At 59.7% G+C, this 21,968-nt stretch carries 18 protein-coding genes; 14 read left to right on the top strand and 4 right to left on the bottom strand.

The genetic code is table 11. The features are described 5' to 3' along the window. The first annotated feature begins 51 nt into the window (after positions 1-51). Together WI754_RS29190 and WI754_RS29195 are read left to right on the top strand one after the other, a co-directional pair. The gene (locus WI754_RS29190) at positions 52-1,368 is read left to right on the top strand and encodes a YeaH/YhbH family protein (protein WP_341486513.1); all 1,317 of its coding nucleotides are present in this window, start codon (positions 52-54) and stop codon (positions 1,366-1,368) included. 12 nt (positions 1,369-1,380) lie between these two features. Then, entirely contained in the window at positions 1,381-2,916 is a 1,536-nt protein-coding gene (locus WI754_RS29195) for a SpoVR family protein (protein ID WP_341486514.1), read from the top strand. Positions 2,917-2,958: 42 nt separating this feature from the next. Here the strand turns inward: WI754_RS29195 and WI754_RS29200 are convergent, their stop codons facing one another. Continuing rightward, positions 2,959-3,150 carry a hypothetical protein gene (locus WI754_RS29200; protein ID WP_341486515.1) on the bottom strand — a complete coding sequence of 64 codons (192 nt, stop codon included), beginning with the start codon at positions 3,148-3,150 and terminating at the stop codon, positions 2,959-2,961. A 516-nt stretch (positions 3,151-3,666) separates the two neighbouring features. Here WI754_RS29200 and WI754_RS29205 point away from each other — a divergent pair. After that, entirely contained in the window at positions 3,667-5,106 is a 1,440-nt protein-coding gene (locus WI754_RS29205; protein WP_349438082.1) for a calcium-binding protein, read from the top strand. A 112-nt stretch (positions 5,107-5,218) separates the two neighbouring features. Here the strand turns inward: WI754_RS29205 and WI754_RS29210 are convergent, their stop codons facing one another. Beyond that, positions 5,219-6,244, bottom strand: a complete 1,026-nt coding sequence (locus tag WI754_RS29210; RefSeq protein WP_341486517.1) for an AraC family transcriptional regulator — start codon at positions 6,242-6,244, stop codon at positions 5,219-5,221. A 141-nt stretch (positions 6,245-6,385) separates the two neighbouring features. Here WI754_RS29210 and WI754_RS29215 point away from each other — a divergent pair, with 141 nt between their 5' ends. The 7 genes from WI754_RS29215 to WI754_RS29245 all read left to right on the top strand — a co-directional run bounded on the left by WI754_RS29215 (position 6,386) and on the right by WI754_RS29245 (position 13,456). Continuing rightward, positions 6,386-7,813 carry an APC family permease gene (locus WI754_RS29215; RefSeq protein WP_341486518.1) on the top strand — a complete coding sequence of 476 codons (1,428 nt, stop codon included), beginning with the start codon at positions 6,386-6,388 and terminating at the stop codon, positions 7,811-7,813. Continuing rightward, a complete protein-coding gene (locus tag WI754_RS29220) occupies positions 7,813-8,001 on the top strand; it encodes a hypothetical protein (RefSeq protein ID WP_341486519.1) in 189 nt (62 codons plus the stop codon). The genes WI754_RS29215 and WI754_RS29220 overlap by 1 nt, the downstream gene beginning before the upstream one ends. 78 nt (positions 8,002-8,079) lie before the next feature. Further along, positions 8,080-10,062, top strand: a complete 1,983-nt coding sequence (locus WI754_RS29225; protein ID WP_341486520.1) for a primary-amine oxidase — start codon at positions 8,080-8,082, stop codon at positions 10,060-10,062. 221 nt (positions 10,063-10,283) lie between these two features. Beyond that, complete coding sequence (locus WI754_RS29230) at positions 10,284-10,598, top strand: DUF6074 family protein (protein ID WP_349438083.1); 315 nt, start codon at positions 10,284-10,286, stop codon at positions 10,596-10,598. Positions 10,599-10,885: 287 nt separating this feature from the next. Then, a complete protein-coding gene (gene pncB, locus WI754_RS29235) occupies positions 10,886-12,190 on the top strand; it encodes a nicotinate phosphoribosyltransferase (RefSeq protein WP_341486522.1) in 1,305 nt (434 codons plus the stop codon). Between the two features lie 107 nt (positions 12,191-12,297). Further along, a complete protein-coding gene (locus WI754_RS29240) occupies positions 12,298-12,888 on the top strand; it encodes an ankyrin repeat domain-containing protein (RefSeq protein ID WP_349438084.1) in 591 nt (196 codons plus the stop codon). A gap of 46 nt (positions 12,889-12,934) precedes the next feature. Next, positions 12,935-13,456: a YHS domain-containing (seleno)protein gene (locus tag WI754_RS29245; RefSeq protein ID WP_341486524.1), complete on the top strand. Its 522-nt coding sequence runs from the start codon at positions 12,935-12,937 to the stop codon at positions 13,454-13,456. A gap of 25 nt (positions 13,457-13,481) precedes the next feature. On the opposite strand, the gene WI754_RS29250 is transcribed toward WI754_RS29245, so the two are convergent. After that, positions 13,482-15,701: an adenylate/guanylate cyclase domain-containing protein gene (locus tag WI754_RS29250; RefSeq protein ID WP_341486525.1), complete on the bottom strand. Its 2,220-nt coding sequence runs from the start codon at positions 15,699-15,701 to the stop codon at positions 13,482-13,484. Between the two features lie 383 nt (positions 15,702-16,084). On the opposite strand from WI754_RS29250, the gene WI754_RS29255 reads away from it, so the two are divergent. Further along, positions 16,085-17,905: a HAMP domain-containing methyl-accepting chemotaxis protein gene (locus tag WI754_RS29255; RefSeq protein WP_341486526.1), complete on the top strand. Its 1,821-nt coding sequence runs from the start codon at positions 16,085-16,087 to the stop codon at positions 17,903-17,905. Positions 17,906-18,013: 108 nt separating this feature from the next. On the opposite strand, the gene WI754_RS29260 is transcribed toward WI754_RS29255, so the two are convergent. Continuing rightward, positions 18,014-18,277, bottom strand: coding sequence for a hypothetical protein (locus WI754_RS29260; protein ID WP_341486527.1), 264 nt, complete (start codon positions 18,275-18,277; stop codon positions 18,014-18,016). A gap of 128 nt (positions 18,278-18,405) precedes the next feature. Here WI754_RS29260 and WI754_RS29265 point away from each other — a divergent pair, with 128 nt between their 5' ends. From WI754_RS29265 to WI754_RS29275, 3 genes are all read left to right on the top strand, one after another. After that, a complete protein-coding gene (locus WI754_RS29265) occupies positions 18,406-19,110 on the top strand; it encodes a TetR/AcrR family transcriptional regulator (protein ID WP_341486528.1) in 705 nt (234 codons plus the stop codon). A 141-nt stretch (positions 19,111-19,251) separates the two neighbouring features. Continuing rightward, on the top strand, positions 19,252-20,073 hold the full coding sequence (locus tag WI754_RS29270; RefSeq protein ID WP_341486529.1) for an N-formylglutamate amidohydrolase: 822 nt from the start codon (positions 19,252-19,254) through the stop codon (positions 20,071-20,073). Next, positions 20,070-21,968, top strand: a complete 1,899-nt coding sequence (locus tag WI754_RS29275; RefSeq protein ID WP_341486530.1) for a flavohemoglobin expression-modulating QEGLA motif protein — start codon at positions 20,070-20,072, stop codon at positions 21,966-21,968. Before WI754_RS29270 ends, WI754_RS29275 begins: the two co-directional genes overlap by 4 nt.

Raw genomic sequence — 21,968 nt, forward strand, 5'->3', positions numbered from 1 at the left:
TCGCCCGAAAGCCGGTTCACACTTTTCGGCATGATGTTCTAGGGGTAGTCAATGCCGAATTTCATCGACCGTCGCCTCAACCCTAAAGACAAGAGCCTCGGCAACCGGCGGCGTTTCTTGAAACGGGCACGCGAGGAACTGAAGCGGACCATCAAGGAGCACGTCAAGACTGACCGGATCGCCGACGTCGATGCCGGGCACAAAGTCCCCATGCCCGCGGGCGGCGCCAACGAGCCGACTTTCCGGCCTTCACGCGACAGCGGCGATCGGCAATATATCCTGCCCGGCAACCGGGAATACACGCCGGGAGACCGCATCGAGAAACAGAGTACGGGCGCTGGCGGGAGGGGTTCGGGCGCCGGGACCGGCAGCGACGAGGACGACTTCCAGTTCCTGCTGTCGCGCGAGGAAGTGCTCGATCTCTTCTTCGAGGATCTTGAACTTCCTGACATGGTCAAACTCAGCCTCAAGGAAGCCGTCGCCTATAAGCCAAGGCGGGCAGGCTTCGCTACCAGCGGCTCTCCGACAAACATCAATGTGGGCCGCACCATGCGCAACAGCTATGGGCGACGCATCGCGCTGCACCGGCCGGGGCGAAAGGCGGTCGAGGCAATCGCCGACGAAATCGCCAGACTGGAGGCGGAAAAGAGCCCAGACGCGGCTCAACGCCTGCGTTTACAAGCATTGCGCGAGGAACTGGACAGGCTGGAGCGTCGGCGCCGGCGCATCCCCTATGTCGATCCGGTCGACATCCGCTTCAACCGTTTCGAGCGTCAGCCGCTCCCGAATGCCAATGCCGTGATGTTTTGCCTCATGGACGTTTCGAGCTCGATGGGCGAGCGGGAGAAGGATCTCGCCAAACGCTTCTTCGTCCTGCTGCACCTTTTTCTGAAACGGCGCTACGACCGGATCGACATCGTCTTCATCCGCCACACCGACGAGGCCGGCGAAGTCGACGAAGACACTTTCTTCTACAGCACGCAAAGTGGCGGCACGGTGGTATCCACCGCGCTGGAGGAAATGCTCAATGTCATTCGCGAGCGTTATCCCGCAAAGGAATGGAACATCTATGCCGCCCAGGCCTCGGATGGCGACAACATCCCCCGCGATTCAGAGCGTTGCGCCTCGATTCTCAACGGGGCCTTGATGCGGCTCTGCCAATACTATGCCTATGTCGAAATCATCGATGAACGGGAGACCGAAATTTTCGGGTCGACCGACAACGGCACCTCGCTCTGGCGCGCGTATCGCACCGTCGATGACAAATGGCAGAATTTCCAGATGACGCGGATTGCAAGACCCTCCGACATCTACCCTGTCTTTCGAAAACTCTTCGCCAGGCAACCGACTATGCAGTTTCGCAGTTGAACGGAGCCGGCGATGGGAAAGAGCACTGCCTCACAGCTTCTGTTTCATAGTTCCGACTGGAACTTTAAAACGCTGTCGCGCGCCTATGACGCCATCGAGGCGATCGCGCTCGATGAACTCGGTCTCAATGTCTACCCGAACCAGCTCGAAATCATCTCCGCCGAGCAGATGCTCGATGCCTATTCCTCCGTCGGCATGCCTTTGATGTATCAGCACTGGTCCTTCGGCAAGCGCTTCGTTTTCGAGGAACACCACTACCGCAAGGGCCATCACGGCCTTGCCTACGAACTGGTGATCAACTCCAATCCCTGCATCAGCTACCTGATGGAAGGGAACACGATGGCCATGCAGACCCTGGTGACCGCCCACGCTGCCTTCGGTCACAATCACTTCTTCAAAAACAACTACCTGTTCCGGCAATGGACCGACGCCAACGCCATCCTGAGCTATATGGAGTTTGCCAAGAAATACATTACGAAATGCGAGGAGCGGCACGGAACATCCGCCGTGGAAGCCATTCTCGATTCCGGCCACGCGCTTATGGATCAAGGGGTTTTCCGCTCCCGCCGCCCGCCGCGCCTCTCCTCGCAAAAGGAGCAGGAGCGAGCCCGCGAGAGGCTGGAGTATGAGGAGCAGACCTATAGCGATCTTTGGAGGACGCTGCCCCGCGCGACCGAGCGCCCCGACCGGGAAGCGGCCGAACGCGAAGCCTCGGAGCGAAAGAAGGTGCTCAATCTGCCCGAGGAAAATCTGCTCTATTTCCTTGAGAAGAATAGCCTCATCCTGGAGCCGTGGCAGCGGGAACTCCTTCGGATCGTCCGCGTGATCGCCCAGTATTTCTATCCGCAGCGACAGACGAAGGTGATGAACGAGGGATGCGCCACCTTCGTGCATTACACGATCATCAACCGGCTGTTCGACCAGGGCAAAATCAGCGAAGGCTCCATGCTGGAGATGCTCCATAGCCACTCCAGCGTGGTTTTTCAGCCGTCTTTTGATGATCCGCGATACTCCGGCATCAATCCCTATGCCCTGGGATTTGCCATGATGCAGGAGATCGAGCGCATTTGTAACCACCCGACGCCGGAGGACCGCGATTGGTTTCCGCATATCGCTGGCAGCGGCCAATGGCGCGAAACGCTTCTCGATGCCTGGGCAAATCACCGGGACGAGTCTTTCATCCTGCAGTATCTGAGCCCTGCGCTGATCCGTAAATTCAGGCTTTTCCTGCTGACAGATCAACGGAATGCGAAATACTGCGAGGTCGCTGCAATTCACAACGAGCGTGGCTACAGGACCGTCCGCGCGGCACTGGCCAAGAGTTACGATATCGGCGCGAACCAACCGGACATCCAGGTCGTGGATGTCGACCTGCTGGGCGACCGCCAACTCCGCCTGCGGCACAACATAAAAAACGGCATTCTTTTGGAAGAAAAAGAACGTGACGCCACCCTCCAGCACATTCGCCATCTGTGGGGCTATGACGTGAGCCTGGCCGGCGTCGACGCGGAAACAGGTAAAGTTCGCTATGAATGCTCGACGGCGTAGCGCGTCGAACCCCAGCGGCCGGCAAGGAAACGGGCGGAGCCGTCAATACCGAAACTTCGGCTTCTTGGTCGGTGCGTTGACTTCAAGTTCGTGCCGGCTTGCGAAACGACCCAGCATTTGAACGATCTTGCGGGCCTCGGATTTATCGATCCCGTTTCTCTTGCAGTGACTGGCGACCTCATAGGTCGGCTTTGCATTTCTTTGGGTTTGTCGATTGTCGATGTGATGGGTCATGGTTTGCTCCCGTTTTCGGCAAAACGCTGGAGGCGAACCGATGTTCCCGGAGATATAGGAAAAAACGGCCGCCGGGAGCTGGAAACGGCAGGCATCTACGCCTATCGACGTAAGGGGTGCCGGGAGCTGCTGCTCAGCCGAGCGTAAACCCGGTCGCAGCCCAGTCCTGTACTCTAATCGTTCATTGGCCGTTCGTACTTATTTTAGTTAAATCTTTTGAACAGCCGCAAATCCTGGCCCGCCTGCGCGACCCGTACCACGTATGTCGCCGGGCAACAGCGGACGAGGGGTCAGGTTTTCCCAATATCGTGCAGGTCTCTTCACGTCAGCAATGTAGAAAGACGCTGAACGTTGCCGCCGTATCTCAATGATTACGTGCAATAAAAATCAAAATGAAAGCGATCGGGATCCGAACCCTCGCTATGGCTCGAACTATCCCGGAAACGCTCTCCTAACGGATTGCTAAGCCATTGCGCACGAGGGTGTCCTCTCGCGCCCTTTCGCAATTGCCGGGCTGTGGTACTCGCGGTAAGGATCTCTGCCTCCTCGTGTAACCTTGGGAAGACGCCGATGCCGACGTTAAGCAATGGTAGTGAGCTGACCGTATGGGAAGACACAAACAATGAGAGCCCTGACGCGGTTCTTTTTACCATAGCGGAGCCGGATGGTGACGTCCTCGGTCCGATCGGAGCCCGGCAGGATTATTTTTTTGGTTGGGTTGACCTGGCTTCGGTCGATGTCTTCGATGGCTTCTTTACCGTTACGACCTCCACCAACGACGGCAGGACCGAGATCTTCACAACGTTGGAAACGCGCGTTTTCGACAACGAAGGCAATTATATCCGCACCCTATCGGCCCAGGCTGCCTATCTTTCAACCGAGGTCGTTTCTGTCACCGCCGAAAGTCCTGACGACATTGTCGTGACGTGGCTGGGCGCCAACGAATATTTTAGCGGCAAGAACACCCAATACGGAGAGCATAGAATCGTTATCGACGACGGCGCGCTGCAACCCGATACCTTCGTAAACCATGCTCCCATCGTTTCCGACCTCAACTTCACGCTGTCGCCGGGGCAATCTCTCGACGATATAAAGTTCAGCGCGGCGGATGCCGATTTCGATCTGCTGAGCTTTGTCGTCGTGGATGGGCCGGTCCACGGCACGCTGGAGCAGGAGACGAGATATGATGGCGGCTACTATCCGTTTCACCAGGGCCAATATGCGGGCAGCCTGCACTACCACCAGGACTATCTGAAGGGGAACTATTTCGACTATGTTCCCGAGGCCGGCTTTGCCGGGACCGACAGCTTCACGGTTTACGCCACGGATGGCCAGGGCAACAGTAATCTGGCGACCATCACCATCATGCTTGCTGAAAACATCGCGCTTACCGACCTGAAAGATACTGTCAGCTACAAAGCCTACGATCATCCGGTCCTGGTCGCGGCAATGGACGGCAACGACCGGGTCACCGGTAGCCAGTTCAACGATACCCTCGACGGCGGTGCGGGCAACGATCGTCTGCGTGGCAGCGCGGGCGACGATGACATTGCCGGCGGCATGGGCTGCGACCGCGTCCGGGGCGGTGCGGGCGATGACTTCCTCAGCGGTGGCGCGGGGCGCGACTGGCTGTCGGGCGGCATAGGTCATGATGCATTCGTCTTCGACACCGCGCCCGACCCGGCGAACTTCGACAGGATCTTGGACTTCCGTTCTGTCGACGATGTATTCCGGCTGGACAGTTCCGCCTTTGCGGGGCTTGCTGTCGGCGCTCTCGAGGCAGAGTCGTTCGTGATCGGCACGGCGGCTGTCGATGGAAACGATCGCATCGTCTACGACAAAAACTCGGGCGCCCTGCTGTTCGATGCGGATGGCGGCGGTGGAGCGTCAGCGATCAGGTTCGCCATCGTGACTGGGGGCATCTCGCTGGCTGCGAACGACTTCCTTATCTTCTGAACGCAGACTGGCGGCCTGTCTTCGTGTCGCCCAGCCGCCCCACTTTGTCGCTCTCCTGAGGTCGCGTCACGTCTGGGCGCGATCATCGCGCACAACATCATGCGGCCGGCCGCTATCTCTGCGACGGTGGCTTGCCTGTCCAGCTCTTGAAAGCGCGCCAGAAAACCGTGCTGTCAGCGTATCCCAAGGCATCTGCAATGCGGGCGTGGCGTGTGCCTCCACCTTCAAGCTGCAATTCGGCGAGATTCTGCCGGTAGCGGCGGACAAGATCGCGGAGCGATGTCCCTTCCTCCGCCAGCCGGCGTTGCAAGGTTCTGACGGAGATGGAGAGTTCGTCGGCGATGGCGCGGATGGTGATCGGCTTGTGGCCGAGATAGATGCCGATCACCGATAGCACGCGCTTCTGCAGATCGCCGGCTTCATCCGTTTGTCCGACCAGGTCGGTGATGTGCCGCTCGAGAACCGCCGTCAGGTGGTGGTCTTCTCTGCGATAGTGGCGATCGACATCCGATTTTTCCATAACGATGCGATTGCCGGACTGGGAAAACAGGAGAGGTACCCGGAAAATGCGATTGAGTGCTGCGGGATTTCGGGGGGCCGTATGTTCGAAATGGATTTCGAGCGGCCTCCAATTGGAGTTGAAGCAGCTGCGGACAAGCTGGCATGAGGCGGCCAGCGTGTATTCCGCGTCCTGATGGCGCGGCCAAAGGTTTAGGTCCTCTATCCTGTAGGTCCATAACACCCGGTCGTCCTCGGAGATCAAGCCCGAAGTCGTCGCGCCCTGCAGCGCGGTGATGTATTTCGACAGGCGATCAAAGGCAATGCGAATGGTCGAAGAGGCCGAAAACAGGATGCCGATCGGGCCGATATCGGCTGGCTTGAAGGAGATGCCCATCCGCGCTCCGAGGGTCGGTTCGCGCAACACGTCGGCCGCCTCCTCGAAGATCGCGACATAGCGCGCCATCGGCACGAAGGCGTAAGGATCCTCCAGTTGCGAGCGTAAAATGCCGTGACAGGCGAGCAGAATGTCGGTCTTTCCGGGCGTTTTATCGAGTTCATGCACCAATGGGGCCAGTACGGAGGCGCGAATTGCGGCAATCGGCGGGGAATGCCTGATCAATTTGGATGCACCTGCCATTCAAATCACCTCCTGGCAGCGGCCTGGCGCGGTTTATCGAAACTATGGCGTAACTTGCAATTTCCGGACCAGACAGAACACCCTAGCCTTCCCCTCACAATAACCAACAATTGAGGGGTTCCCGTGACTGTCGAAACGAGCATGTCTGCTGGGGCGCGTGGTCGCCTCGCCAAGAATTCCATCGGTCTCCTGCATATCGTCTTCTTCGTCGTTGCTGCCGCGGCGCCGCTTACGGCCGTCGTCGGTGCATCGCCGGCCGCGTTTGCTTTCGGCAACGGTGCGGGCGTTCCCGGTGCCTTCGTGCTCGCCGGACTGCTCTACCTGGTCTTCAGCGTCGGTTTCACCGCCATGAGCCGCTATGTCGGTGGGGCAGGGGCTTTTTACACCTATATCGCCCAGGGCATCGGCAAGCCGGCCGGTGTGGGCGGGGCGATGATGGCAATCGTCACCTACAATGCCGTGCAAATCGCTATTTATGCATTGTTCGGCGTTTTCGTCGGCGGTGCACTTGCGCCTTTGGGCATAGAGCTGCCGTGGTGGACCTATGCCTTTGCCGCGATCGTCATCGTAACCCTGTGCGGTCAGCGCAACATCGCCTTCAGCGGCCACATTCTCGGCGTCTGCATGATCGCCGAGATCGCTATCCTGCTGCTCCTTGACCTCGGCATCGTCCTGTCCGGCGGCGGTCCCGAAGGCATGGGCATGACATCGTTTGCTCCCGCGACCGTTTTCGCCCCCGGGCTCGGGGTTGCGCTGGTCTTCGTCATCGGCTCGTTTATCGGATTTGAGGCAACGGCGATCTTTGCTGAAGAAGCGGAAAATCCCGAGCGGACCATTCCACGTGCAACCTATGTCGCCGTGCTTCTGATCACCGTGTTTTATGCCTTTTCCACCTGGGCGATCGTTCAATTCTATGGCCCGGCACAGGTGTCTGCGACGGCGCAGGCCGGCCTTGACACGTTCTTCTTCAAGGCGTCCGAGAATGTCCTCGGCGCCTGGTCGGTGCAGGTCATGAACATTCTCCTGATCACCAGCCTGTTTGCATGCGTGCTCTCCTTTCACAACACCATCAACCGGTACTTCTTTGCACTCGGCCGAGAGGGCATCATCGCGCGGGTTCTGGGCAAGGTACATGCAAAACACGGCTCGCCTTATGTCGCCGGGATCACGCAAAGTGCCATTGCCGCCGTCGTTCTTCTCGGCTTCGTTCTCGGTGGACAGGATCCTTACGCAGTCGTCTTCTCCTGGATGTCGGCGCTTGCTGTCATCGGCATCGTCGCGGTTCAGGCGCTCGTCTGCATCGCCATCATCCTGTTTTTCCGCAAGACAAAGACAGGTCTCGGTGTCTGGAAAACGACGGTTGCACCGGCCATTAGCTTCCTCGGTCTTCTTGGATCGCTTGGTCTCGTCATCGCCAATCTCTCGCTGCTGTCTGGAACCGAAAGCCTGATCGTTGCCGCTTTCCCCTATCTGATGGCGCTGGTCGGGCTCCTGGGTGCGGCCTTTGCTATGTGGCTCAAGTCCAGCAAGCCGGTGCTCTATGCCTCACTTGGAAAGGCGTTCGAATAATGTTGACACCCAAATCCACACGCAACGGTCGCGGCGACCCCGCCGCGACCCTGGCCGCGATGCTTCCTCTTTTCCTTCTCGCGGCCTCGATTCACTGGCACCTGCTCTGCGATATCGTCTGCTTTCACGGCGAAACCGAACCGATGATGGCAGACATCTGCCACGGCATCGGCTCGCGGCAGCCCTGATTTCCCATCCGCTTCCGTCCGTTTTTCGCTGCCGCGTCTTTCATCGGCGGCTGCACGTCTCTGAAAGGAAATTCACCCATGGACGCACAGGTATCCGTCATCCATCCGCTCGACCTGCTCCGCCCTTCTGAAATCGAGGAAGCAGTCGCTATCTTGAGGAAGGAGCGCAAGCTCGGGCCGCAGTGCCGGTTTCCCATGATCCGGCTCGAAGAGCCGACCAAAGCGGATCTCGCCGCCTGGAAGGCCGGTGCGAAACTTCCGCGTCTCGCCTTCGTGCTGATCCTCGACACGGCGTCGGGTGAAAGCTCCGAGGCAATTGTCGAGCTGACATGCCGTGACGTTCGGTCCTTGAAGCGTCTTCCGCTCGATCAGGCGCCCTACGGCCAGCCGCCGGTCATGATCGAGGAGTTCATGCGCTGCGACGAGATCGTCAAGAACGATCCAGCCTGGCGCGCCGCGGTCAGGCGGCGCGGACTAACCGACGATGACATCGCCATGGTGCAGATCGATCCGTTCTCGTCCGGCTATTTCGGCAATGACTTCGAAAAGGGGCGGCGGATCGTACGCGCCGTCAGCTATTGGCGCGAGGATATCCGCGACAACGGCTATGCCCATCCGATCGAGGGTGTCGTCGCTGTCGTTGACCTTGTCAGCAACACCGTGGTTGATCTGGTTGATGATGAAGAGGCCATTCCCGTACCGAAAAAGAAGCGCAATTACGGGCGCGAGGCATTTCCCGAAACGCGGACGGACGTCAAGCCGCTGCATATCGTTCAGCCGGAAGGCCCGAGCTTCACGGTCGACGGCTGGAAGGTCGAATGGCAGAACTGGAGTTTTCGCGTCGGTTTCACGCCGCGCGAAGGTCTGGTCCTGCATGAACTGGCGATCAGGGATCAGGGCCGGGTGAGACCGGTCATCTTCCGCGCCAGCGTGACCGAAATGGTCGTTCCCTATGCCGATCCGACGACAAACCACTACTGGAAAAGCGCCTTCGACGCCGGCGAGTACGGTCTCGGGCGCCTTGCCAATTCGCTGGAACTCGGCTGCGACTGCCTCGGCCAGATCCACTATTTCGATATTCCGTCGGCCGACGATCTCGGCCGGCCCGTGGTGATGAAGAATGCCGTCTGCATGCACGAAGAGGATTTCGGTATCCTCTGGAAACACTACGAGTTCCGCAACGACATCTTCGAAGTTCGCCGCTCGCGCCGCCTCGTGATCAGCTTCTTCGCCACGGTCGGCAACTACGACTACGGCTTCTACTGGTATCTCTATCAGGACGGTACGATCCAGCTCGAGGCCAAGCTTACCGGCATCATTCAGACGGCTGCCGTCCCGCCGGGCGAGACCTACCAGTGGGGTGGCATGGTGGACGAAAACCTCGGCGGACCAACGCACCAGCATTTCTTCAACGCGCGCCTGCACATGGACATCGACGGTAGCGGCAACACCGTGACGGAACACGAATTCGTGCCACGACCGTGGGGCACGGACAACCCCTACGGGAACGTCTTCGATACCAAGACACGGGTGCTTTCGCGCGAACTCGATGCTCCGGCCCTGGCCGATGGAGTGACCGGCCGCTACTGGAAGGTCAGCAATCCCAACGAGACGAACAGCGTCGGACGGGCGCCGGGCTACAAGCTGTCCGTGATGCCCAGTCCCTTGATGCTGGCCCAGGAAGGATCAACCGTCCGCAGTCGTGGCGGCTTTGCCACGAAACACATCTGGGTGACGGCCTTTGATCCCGACGAGAAATATGCGAGCGGCGACTATCCGAACGTCCATGCCGGTGGAGACGGCCTGCCGAAATATGTGCAGCAGAACCGGCCAATCGAAAACGCCGACGTCGTGCTGTGGCATTCCTTTGGCCATACCCACGTCTGCAAGCCGGAGGATTTTCCGATCATGCCGGTCGAATATGCCGGTTTCACGCTGAAGCCGAACGGTTTTTTTGCGTCCAACATCGCCATGGACCTGCCGCCAGAAAAGGCAAGCCACAGCGTCGATAACCGGACCCCGGTCGCGACGAGCGCGCCAAGCACCTGCTGTCGCAGCTGAGGCAACCCCCAGAAGAGTTCATTGGCTCGTAATCGAGCCAATGAACCAACCCGTAGCGGCGGTTCCTTTTTGACGGACCTGGCATGATTTCCGCCGAAGCGGCCTTTTTTCTCCATCTCAATCAGCGTGACAAAGCCGAAATGAGGGAAGATCACGCCGCGGATACGAAGCGTTAACCATATGCTTTGTAAACAAGATTGGCGAACATGGAGAACCGCCGGATGAGTGCTGCGTTGATGGATGTGCGTTTTTCGGATTCGGAAGAACGAATCGTGCCGTTTCCCCTGGCAGGACAGGTAAGCCTCGTCCGGCGCTGTGCGTCGGAACTCGAAAACATTCATGGCGAAGCCGCCCTGCAGTACTGGAAAACGGAGTGCCGTGCCCTGGCGGCAAGGCTGAAGACGCTTGGTTGCGCAGAGGATGCGATCTCGCAGCAGGTCATGGCGTTCCAGACGGAAGTCCAGGTGGAAATGATGCGACGCTATTCGGATCGCCTCGCGGCCGAAGCGCAGGACGGTTACCGCCTCAATCCGTGAGATGATGATATCATCGCCGACAGTCGCCTAACTTTGGGCGACATGTGGCTTGGGTACTGGACCGAGACGATCTTTGACGGTTTGACCCATCTTCGATCGCCTGCGCATGTTGCACGAGGAACTCGACTTCGATCCGGCGACGCAAGGCGGTAGCTTCTACGCGCTACCATCGAGGGCAATTGCTTTTTGCATCAGCCTGTTGCGGTGAGGTCGGATACCGTGTCATGAGTGCAGGAGTGAGCCCCATAAGCGCATGAGATTGAAGGGCAGGACGGGGGAGTTTTTGCATGACCAAGACGGATATCGCCCGCCGTGTCTACGACAATGCCTGGAAGCTCGATCCAGTGGTGCGCAGCCTGCTCGATACGGACTTTTATAAGCTCTTGATGCTGCAGATGATCTGGCGGCTTTATCCCGAGGTCGACGCGACCTTCTCGCTGATCAACCGTACCAAGACCGTGCTTTTGACCGACGAGATCGACGAGCAGGAACTGCGCGAGCAGCTCGATTACGTTCGCGGCCTGCGTTTCACCAAGAAGGAAATGATCTGGCTCGCCGGCAACACCTTCTATGGCCGCAAGCAGATCTTCGCCCCCGATTTCCTCGCCTGGCTCGCCGATTTCCAGTTGCCGGATTACGAGCTGTCGCGCCGTCACGGTCAATATGAGCTGACCTTCCCCGGCAAGTGGACGCATACGACCATGTGGGAAATCCCGGCGCTGGCGATCATCAACGAATTGCGCTCGCGTACAGCCATGAAGGACATGGGTCCTTTTGCACTCGACGTTCTTTATGCTCGCGCCAAGGCCAAGATGTGGTCGAAGGTGGAACGGCTCCGGGCCTATCCCGACCTGCGTATCTCCGATTTCGGTACACGCCGCCGCCACAGCTTTCTCTGGCAGCGCTGGTGCGTCGAGGCGCTGAAGGAAGGCATCGGCAAATCCTTTTCCGGCACCAGCAACGTGCTTCTCGCCATGGATACCGATCTGGAAGCGCTCGGCACCAATGCGCACGAATTGCCGATGGTCGCTGCCGCCTTGGCCCGCAACGATCAGGAACTCGGCGAGGCGTCCTACAAGGTGCTGCAGGACTGGAACCAGCTTTATGGCGGCAACCTCTTGATCGTTCTGCCGGATTCCTTTGGCACGGCCGCCTTCCTGCGCAATGCGCCTGACTGGGTGGCGGATTGGACGGGTTTCCGCCCCGACAGCGCGCCGCCGGTCGAAGGCGGCGAGAAGATCATCGCCTGGTGGCAGAAGATGGGCCGCGATCCGAGGGAAAAACTGCTGATCTTCTCGGATGGCCTCGATGTGGAGACGATTCTCCAGACCTACCGCCATTTCCGGGGCAGGGTGCGGATGAGCTTCGGCTGGGGCACGAACCTCACCAACGATTTCGCCGGCTGCGCGCCGGTGGAGGTCAGCGGGCTCAATCCCATTTCCATTGTCTGCAAGGTCAGCGACGCCAATGGCCGTCCCGCCGTCAAGCTCTCCGACAATCCCCGAAAGGCGACCGGCGAGCCATCGGAAGTCGAGCGTTACCTGAAATTCTTCGGAACGGAGGATTTTGCCGAGCAGGCGGTAAAGGTCTGACCGCGTTAGCGGGTGACGTTGCCAGCGCAATTGTTGTTCCTGCGACCCGCCTGTGATACTTTGGCCAGTCGTCTTGCGAAGCCGAAGGTGGGATCGGAGGCTGTGCGATGAATTTTCTTTACATATCTACCCTTGGGATCATGTTATGGGCGGCTGCGGCGGCGGCCGGTCCTTTGCACGATGCGTCGAAAAATGGGGATGTCGAAGGCACGAAACGCTTGTTGGACCAAGGCGTTGACGTGGCCGAACCTGACAGCGCCGGTGAGCCGCCCCTGCTCCTTGCCTCGCTCGCTGGACACGCCGATGTCGTTGCGGTGTTGCTGGACCGGGGCGTCGATATCGAAGTCCGCAACAAAGGCGGGCTGACCGCCTTGCATGCGGCGGCCTATAGCGGAAATATCGATGTCGTGAAGCTGCTTGTCGCCAAGGGAGCGGCAGTGAACGACAACAAGAATTTCTACAAGATGACACCGCTCCATGCGGCGGCTGAAGAGGGCCACGCGGATGTGGTCGCCTTTCTGCTGGCCAGCAAGGCGGACATCGAAGCAAAGGAAAGAAACGGCTACACGCCTTTGACCCAGGCGGGGTGGCGCGAGCATTGGGATGCAGCGGACCTGTTGTTGAAGGCAGGCGCCGTGTGCCAGGACGCTGCGCTCGTCGGGCCCTGGCTCTATACCGAATGCACGAAGCGAAAATGACATCTCGTCGCAGCATGAAGCCGCGCCCGTAAAAACGGAGTGTGTTATGTCTGATCACAAACGAAAACGCTGGCATAGGATCACCGGTGCTCTCGGGTTTACTGCGATCCTGTTGCTGTTTGCCCAGCCTTCTGGGGCCGAAGATTTCGTCAATACCGGCTACTTCGGCGATGTCGCCATCAAGGGTTACGACCCGGTCGCCTATTTCACCCAGAACGAGGCTGTGGAGGGATCCGCGAAGTATAGCCATCGCTGGCTGGGCGCCACCTGGCATTTTGCGAGCGCCGAAAATCGCGATCTTTTCATCAAGGAGCCGGCCAAATATGCGCCGCAGTACGGCGGCTATTGCGCTGACGGGGTGTCGCTCGGAACCGTCACGACCAACATCGATCCGAAGGCCTGGCGGATCATAGAGGGCAAACTCTACATCAATTATGATCCGGGAGCCGCCGACGGGTTTGCGAAGAATCCGACCAAGGTCGTCAATTCGCAGAAGCATTGGGCCGAGGTCCAGCACACCCTTGTTTCTGAAAAACTGCAGCCGGATTGGCGGCATACCGCCAAGTGATCCGGTTGCCGTCCGATCCTTGGTACTATGCAGGGGCGAGCGAAAAGAATTTCAGTGCCTGCGGCGTGACGTGAATGTATTGCGCCGCAGGATTTTTCTGGGTCGTGTTGCGGTAAACATAGCCGCAGACCATGCGATCGAGGAACGAGCCGCCGAAGGTTTCGCAGAGGCGGTCGTCCTTTATTTCCACCACCCCCGTGATGCTCGTGTTGGCGCTGCGATAGGCGGTGTTTCCGCTCTTGTCGAAATGTTGGATGAAATCGGTGCCGTTCCTGTGCTTGCCGATCCATGTTTTATCGTCGACGAGATTGCGCAACGCGGCCCCTGCGACCCGATCAGCCTCTTTCCCTTCAAAGCCGAACGGCCATTCGGGAATGCCGGCTGCCCGCAGGCCGGTCAGATGATATTGGAGGTCATCCTCGCGCCAGTAGTCATAGAGATAGCTGTAGTAGGTAAGATTGGTATCTGGAAACAACTGCAGGAGCCTTGCCGCCTCCTCGGCCCCGCGCACCCGGTCGCCACGCACCGTATAAGCTGCGGCCAGATATTCGTGCACCGGTTCGGCGTCCGGCAGGGCGGCCTTCGCGGCCTCCATCAGCGGAATGCTTCTGTCGTTTCCGCGCGCCGTATAGAAAACGATGCCGGCCAGCAACTGAAAACTCGGCGGAGGTGACGGATCAAGCCGCAAGGCTTTCTCCATCTCGGCAATCGCCTGGTCATGATGGCCGGTATGCGCCAGTATCAGTGCCAGGTTCCCGAATGCTTCCGCATCGTTTGGCTGGGCGGCAACGGCCCTGTTTGCCGAATCCATCGCCTCCGCGTCGCGGCCGTCGACCAGTTGCAACAGGGCAAGGACGGTGTGTGCCCGCGCGTTGTTGGGGTCGAGCTTCAGAGCTTGCCCCGCAGCATCATAGGCTATCTTGCGGGCCACCGCCGCCGACCAGAGAAAGGTATAGTCGTTGCGCCAAACATCGACGGCCACGCGGGCGATCCCGGCATGCGCATTGGCAAAGGCGGGATCGAGATCGATCGCCTTCTGGTAGAAGGATAGCGTCCGGCGATAGGTCTCGACATCGCTGTAGGTGACGCCCTCCTGCTCCGCTCTCAGATAGTAGTCGTAGGCTTCCAGATTGTTGGTCGGGATCCGCGCCAACTGGTCTCGCTCTCCTTGGCTCAGCTTGACGGCCAAAGCCGAGATGATCTTGGATATGACGTCGTCCTGCACCGCGAAGAGGTCGGCATATTGGCGGTCATAGCGCTCGGCCCAGAGGGAAAGGCCGGTCACCGCGTCAATCAGCTTGACGTTGATCCGCAGTCTTGACCCTGCGCGTTGCAAACTGCCTTCCAGCACATAGTGCACGCCGAGTTCCGCTGCGACGTCCTGAACTTTGGCGGGCGTATTCGCGATCGCGAAAACCGAATGGCGTGCGATCACGAACAGGCCGGAAACCTTCGACAATTCGGTGATGAGATCATCCGTCAAGCCTTCGGCCAGATGGTCGTGTTCCTTGTCGCCGCTGACATTGATGAAGGGCAGCACCGCAACCGACGGCTTATCGGGCAGCGGATAGGCGAACCGATTGATCGGTGACGGTGCCTGGATCAGCACCCATGGCTGCCACCACAGGGCCGCACCCGTCAACAAAGGGACAATGACTGCCGCAATCGCGGCCGCAACGCGCCAGCGGCGCGGGCTTTTCCGGGCGCCAGCCGTGCTTCCTGCCGCGGCCGGATCAAGCACGACATGGTATGCGCGAACCGGTTCGCCGATACTCTTGACCTTCTGTTCGCCGAGCGACACGTAGCCGACCGAGAGCTTCGATTTCACCTGGTCATAGGCCGCACCGGAAATGGCGATGCCTCCAGGCTTGGCGAGCGTCTGTATCCGGTCCGCGATGTTGACGCTGTCGCCATGGATGTCCTCACCCTCGACGATGATGTCCCCAAGATTGACGCCGATCCGAAATTCGAGCCGCTCACCGGGTGGAAGGGCAGCGTTCTGTTTCGCCTTCTGCTGCTGCGCGTCCACGGCACAACGCAAGGCGTCAACGACACTGTGGAACTCGACCAGCAGGCCGTCGCCCATGGTTTTGACCAGACGGCCGCTGTGCTCCGCGATCTGCGGCTCGAAGATCTCCTTCATGTCGCGTTGAAAACGGAAGCGCGTTCCTTCCTCGTCGATCTCGCTCAAGCGGCTATAACCAACGACATCGGCGATGAGGATTGCAGCGAGGTGGCGCTCCATGTCCGGACTTTCTCGGAATGCGGCGATCTAGTCTACAGCAGGTCCGACGGCGATGCCATTGCGGCTGTCTGCCGATGATCGACGAGAAGCCCGCCGGCGCCCCTGGCGGCAAAGCTGAAGAAGCGTGGTTGCGCGATGCGGAACCGAGGATTTGCGGAACAGGCGGTTAAGATTCGACCGCTCATTCGGGCTTTTGCCACAAGATTGGGCATAAGCCCGCACTCTTACCATATTTTAATCGTTTGAAGCTAATATAGCCGGTGAAATTGAGCGCGCTGCCGGAATGATTCCGGCCGATCGATCCCGCCAGTCATGAGGCCTGCTCCGGGTTGTCCCTTCACCGTCTGCGACGGGAAGGATCGTACCGATTATGGAGCCCGTGCATGTCCCGCCCCTCTATCAGAACGTCACTTGTTGCCATCTTCTCGGCAATTGCCCTCATCATGGCGGGCTTTGCCTGGATTTCCCTTGATTCCCTGTCACGCATCCAGGAAACGACGCATCGCATCACCGCGGAATCGCTGCCGAGCATGCTGGCGGCAAAAGACATCAAGGCGAAGATGCTGGAAATGAAGATCGGCTATCTCGCGCATATTACGGCCGCATCCCCACAAGCGACGAGGGCTGCGGAAGAGGCGATCAAGAAATCGCAGGACGATATCAGGGCGGTAACGACAAGTTATGCGGCTCTTGCCGGTTCGGACAAGGAACGGGAAATCCTGAAGCGGACGACCGACGGTGTCGAAACCTATATCAAGGCCGGCGAGGGCATGTTGAACCTGTCCAGGATGGGCATGTATGACGGCGCCGCCAAGGCGCTGGCTGACATGAACACGATCTCCGACCCCGCTCTCCAGGCGATCGACGAACTGGTCGCATTGAATTTCGAGGATGTCGGCAAGGCCGTTCAGTTGACGGCCGATACCCATAAATCTGCAACAACCTTCGTCTACGCGATCATCGGCGCAGTCACCCTGCTGATCGCGATATCGACCTTCTTTGCCCTGCGCGGTATCGCGCGGCCGATCGGCATCATTACCCGGTCGATGATCAATCTGGCGGAAGGCGATACCGACAAGGTCATTCCTTATGCTGACCGCGCCGATGAGATCGGTTCCATGGCCGGTGCCGTCGAGGTGTTTCGCCAGGCTGCGATTTCCAACAGGCGCCTTGAACTCGAGGCTGAGGAAAGTCGGCGGCAGGCCGAGGCTGACCGTGAACGCCTGACGGCTGAAGCCGAAGAAGCCGCGCAAGGCCGCCTGCTGCAGGCGACGTCCGGACTTGCCGCCGGCCTGAAGCGGCTTGCCGCCGGCGATCTGTCGTTCCAGCTGAACGAACCGTTTGCGCCGGATTTCGAGGCCTTGCGCCACGACCTGAATGCCGCCGTCAGCCAGTTGCAGGAGACATTGTCCTCGGTCGCGCACGCTGCCGACCTGATCGACAACGGATCGCGCGAAGTCAACCACAGCGCCAACGACCTGTCGCGCCGCACCGAGCAGCAGGCTGCTTCGCTGGAAGAGACCGCCGCAGCGCTTGATGAGATCACCGCGAATGTCACCAGTTCGTCTCGGCGAACCGAGGAGGCACGCAGCATCGTGGCCAAGGCAAATGCCAGCGCATCGCAGTCGGGCCTGGTCGTGACCAATGCCGTCAACGCAATGGGCCGTATCGAGCAGTCGTCGAACCAGATTTCCAACATCATCGGCGTCATTGATGAAATCGCCTTCCAGACGAACCTACTGGCGCTGAATGCCGGTGTCGAGGCGGCGCGGGCAGGGGATGCCGGTCGAGGCTTTGCCGTCGTTGCGCAGGAAGTGCGCGAACTGGCGCAAAGGTCTGCCAAGGCCGCCAAGGAGATCAAGGAACTGATCCGCAATTCGACGGCCGAGGTTGAAAACGGCGTCAAGCTGGTCAGCGAAACCGGCGATGTGCTGAAGACCATCGAAGCCTATGTCGTGACCATCAACCAGCATATGGATGCCATCGCCACCTCGGCCCGCGAGCAGTCGACGGGTCTTGCCGAGGTCAACACCGCCGTCAACCAGATGGACCAGGTCACCCAGCAAAATGCGGCGATGGTCGAGAAGACCAATGCGGCGGGCGCGACCTTGGCCAATGAGAGCGACAATCTGCGCGCACTGATTTCACGCTTCACGCTGGAGGCGATCGATCGCGGCAATGCCTACAGCCGCCGCGCGGCATAAGCTTCGCTGAACCCGAAGCCTGAAAAACAAAAACCCAGCCGGTGGAGGCGTCCGGCTGGGTTGAGTTGCGCATTCTTTTTGAGGATGCGCCGGGAGGATAGGGTCTCGTTACGCGCTCATGCGCAGGCAGTCGGAGCGCGAGGCAAGCGGGTGCACCATCGACAGCAGCCGGCGTTTCGGCGCGGCAAGCAGATTGGCCGTATGGTTTTTGGCGCTCACCGTTCCCGGCTGCGTCTGGCGAAGCGCACTGGCAGCGGAATAGAGGAGCGTTTTCATCTCATTTGTGGTGACGCCATCCGCACGCATGACGGCGCGGATCATCGGGTCGGTCAGAACCTCAGTGATGGTCAGATCGCTGTTTGCCTGGTGCATTGGGGTATTCCTTCGGGTTCATCGTCTTTTCCGGTGGGCGGATCCCGGCCGGGGTCTCAAACTTGACATCGTTTTTATGCGGTGTTACCAGTAAGTAACATTCGAATAGTTACCGACCGGTCACACCTATGTCAAGAAGCCTCGTCAATAAAAATTCGAAATCCGTATCGATCCCGAAACCGGCAGATGTAAGGCTGGAGGAAGGTGGTTGTGTGCAGGCCCGCCTGGCGCCGCGAGATCGTATCGTTTCAACGGCTTGCGAGCTGTTTCGGCAACACGGCATCCGCGGCATCGGCGTCGACGCCATCGCCGAGGCGGCCGAGACCAACAAGATGACGCTCTACCGTCATTTCGGCTCCAAGGACGACCTGATCTGCGAAACGCTCAAGTTCAAGTCCGAAAAGGCATCGGCTTTCTGGGACGAGCTTGAAGCCAATCATCCCAATGATCCGATCGCCCGGCTGCATGGCTGGGTCAAGGCCAGGGCACAATGTCTTGCCGACGATCAGTATGGTTGCGATCTCGCCAATGCCGCAGTCGAGCTCAAGGAACAGGGCCATCCGGCTCATGTGGTGATCGAAAACTTCAAACAGGCGCAGCGCCGCCGCCTTGAAAAACTGTGTCGTGACGCCGGTGTGGCCGAACCGGAACTGTTGTCGGATACACTCTCGATGCTGATGGAAGGCGCTCAGGTGAGCAAGCTCGCCACCGGCAGCGAAGGCCCGTCGATGCGGTTCATGCGTGCCTGCGAGGCGGCGATCGCTTCGTTTCGCCAGCCGGCTGCAAGACCCGAAGCTCCCGTCCATAGCCAAGGCTGGAATTCCCCGCTGTAGGCTCCTGCTCGCATGCTGATGAACGGCCAGCGCGGGCGTTCAATGGAACAAAACAGACCTCCCTTCCATTTACTCGTTGATTGAAAAAGAGCGCCGCGAGGCGATGTTTTCTCGCCGCTGCCTGTCAACGAGAAGGACGGTATGCCCTCTTTCCAGCATGTCATCGCAGATCCCGATCCGCTGGGCTGGTGGTCGGCGCATCGCGGCGCCTCGCCGGTCATCGGCACGGCCATTCACAATGGACATCATCTCCGCAGCGATCTCGAAGACCTGATGACGCTCAACAGCGACGAGCGGTTGCGCGAAGAGGATCCGTTCACGGAATTCTTCATCCGCGACCTGCCCAACCGCATTGTCTTCCACCGCTCCCGTTTCGAAGTCGATTTGAACCGCGCCCGTGATAACGCGATCTATTTCCGACCCGAGCAGGCCTGGGGGCTGGAAGTCTGGAGGGACCAGTTGCCCGATACGGCCATCGCGACCTCGCTGCATGTTCACGACGCCTATTACGCTATGCTGGAGGCCTATCTGGGCGGTATCGAACAGCAATACGGCGCCTTCGTCCTCCTCGACATTCACAGCTACAATCATCGCCGCAACGGCGCCGAGGCACCCGAACTGGCTTTCGACAAGGCGCCGCAGATCAATATCGGCACCTCCTCGATGGACCGTGAGCACTGGGCCCCGGTGCTCGACCCCTTCATGGACCAATTGCGCGATTTCGAGTTCCGCGGCGAGCCGATGGACGTGCGGGAAAACATCGCCTTCCAGGGCAAGGGCGAGCAGACGCGCTTCGTCCATGAGCGCTTTCCGAAGACCGGCTGTGCCATTGCCATCGAGTTCAAGAAGTTCTTCATGGATGAATGGACCGGCGAGCCGGATATCGAAGCGCTGCAGGCGCTGCGACGGATGATCCGTCTTTCGGTGCCTGTTCTCGAACAATCCTTGCGGGGGCTATCATGACCCGGACGCGCCGCAAGAACCGCGACAGGCCCGCCGCCTATCCCGAATGGCTGGAGGAAATCCTCGGCTGCCTCCGGACGGACAAGGCGGTGCGCAAGGATTTTGAGCACGGCGGCCGGCTGCATATCGACCGGCCACTGCCGTTCCTGTCGATTTTCCTGACCAGGGGACGGGAAGGCCTTGCGGCGCGCGACGTCGCCGCTGCCAATGCCTCCTATCTGATTGCCAATAATCTGGATGAAGCTCTGCCGATCATTGCAGCGGTCGGCGGCGTTCTCAAGCAGCGGTTCGGCGCCTTCCTGCTGCTGGACGTCGATGAACTGGACCACGACACGTTGCTCACCGATGACGCGCCCTATCTGCCGCCGTTCGAGATCAGGATTGCCGCGACTGGTGAGCCAGCCGCCGAGGAGGCCGAGACGGCATTGGCCGATGGGGTCGACATCAGACAAGTCAAGTTCCGCACCCCCCACGTCGAGCGCTTTGCGCTGGAGACCGATTTCCAGGCGGCGAAGCTGGCTCAGCAAACCGGATTTTCGTTGGTCGCGGTGCGGTTTGCACCGATCTACAAACAGCCGGAATCCGGCACGATCTATCCCGATCTGCGCGAGCGACTGGTTGCCAACATCTTCGACGCCGGTCTGAAGGCCTTCGCCGCCTTTGTTTCGGCAACGCAGTGCCTGAAGATCACCACCCACCGCGCCCTCGGCCGCAAGGCCTTTGTCGATGCGGTGAGCCGGGCCGATCGCAGCATCGACGAGGTCGCCGCGAGCTTCGACTTTCTCCTGGCGGTCACGCCGATCAACGCCGACGCCGCCTGGCAGGAGTTCAAGGCAAGTAACTTCAAGCGCGCTCCGCGGTTTCTCTATCGGCCGCTGTCCGTGCAGGTCGAGGTAGAAAAGCGCAAGCTCTTCTCGGTCGCCTTCGACCGTTTCGAGGATCCGGTTCTCTATCACCTCTATCGCGAGAAGCAGCAGGAGCTTGATCTGCAGCTCTCGCTGATCTCGGCTCGCGAGACCAGCCGCTTCGTCGAATACAGCCGCGCGCTCTATGGTCCTGTCGAGACATCGCTGTACCGCAACGCCGCGGAAATCCTGGCTCAAACGGAGAACGTCGCCCATGATGGCGATGACGGCGAGACCGACACAGAGATCGCCGGCTGTCACGATGTCAAAATTGCCGCCCGGGCGATGATCGCCAGCTATCAGCGGCAATACGAAGGGTTCACCGCCGAGATCGAATTGCGCGACGACCTGCCGCCCGGCCTCCTGGTATCCGACGACCGCCTGCTCATTTCACGTGCCACCCGTGTGCCGAGGAGCCGGGTGCATGCGCTGCTCAGCCACGAAATCGGGGTACACCTGCTCACCTACTTCAACGGGTCGGCGCAAGGACTGCGGCTGTTCCGCTCGGGTCTTGCCGGCTATGAGGGCATGCAGGAGGGCCTCGCCGTGTTCTCCGAATACATGGCCGGCGGCATGACGGTCGCGCGGTTGCGCTTGGTCGCGGCCCGCGTCGTCGCTTGCTCGGCAATGCTGGAAGGGCGGCCGTTTGCCGAAACCTACAACATGCTGGTTGGCGAACACGGGTTCGGCCCGGCCGCCGCCTTCAACCTGACCTTGCGGCTCTACCGCGGCGGCGGGCTCGCCAAGGACGCCATCTATCTTCGCGGCCTACTCGAGCTTCTCAGTCACCTGAAATCCGGCGGCGCGCTCGATCCGTTCTGGATGGGTAAGATTTCTGCGTCACATTTCCGCGTGATGCAGGAACTCAGCCTGCGCGGTCTGCTCAAGGCGCCGGTCATCCGTCCCGCCTTCCTTGTCGATCCTCATGCGCAGGCCCGCCTCGACAAGGCCCGGGCGGGGATGACCCCGCTCGACATGGTCACAAGCTAG

Origin of the sequence: Pararhizobium sp. A13 (assembly GCF_040126305.1) — a bacterium.
In the GTDB taxonomy this organism is placed as follows: Bacteria; Pseudomonadota; Alphaproteobacteria; order Rhizobiales; family Rhizobiaceae; genus Pararhizobium.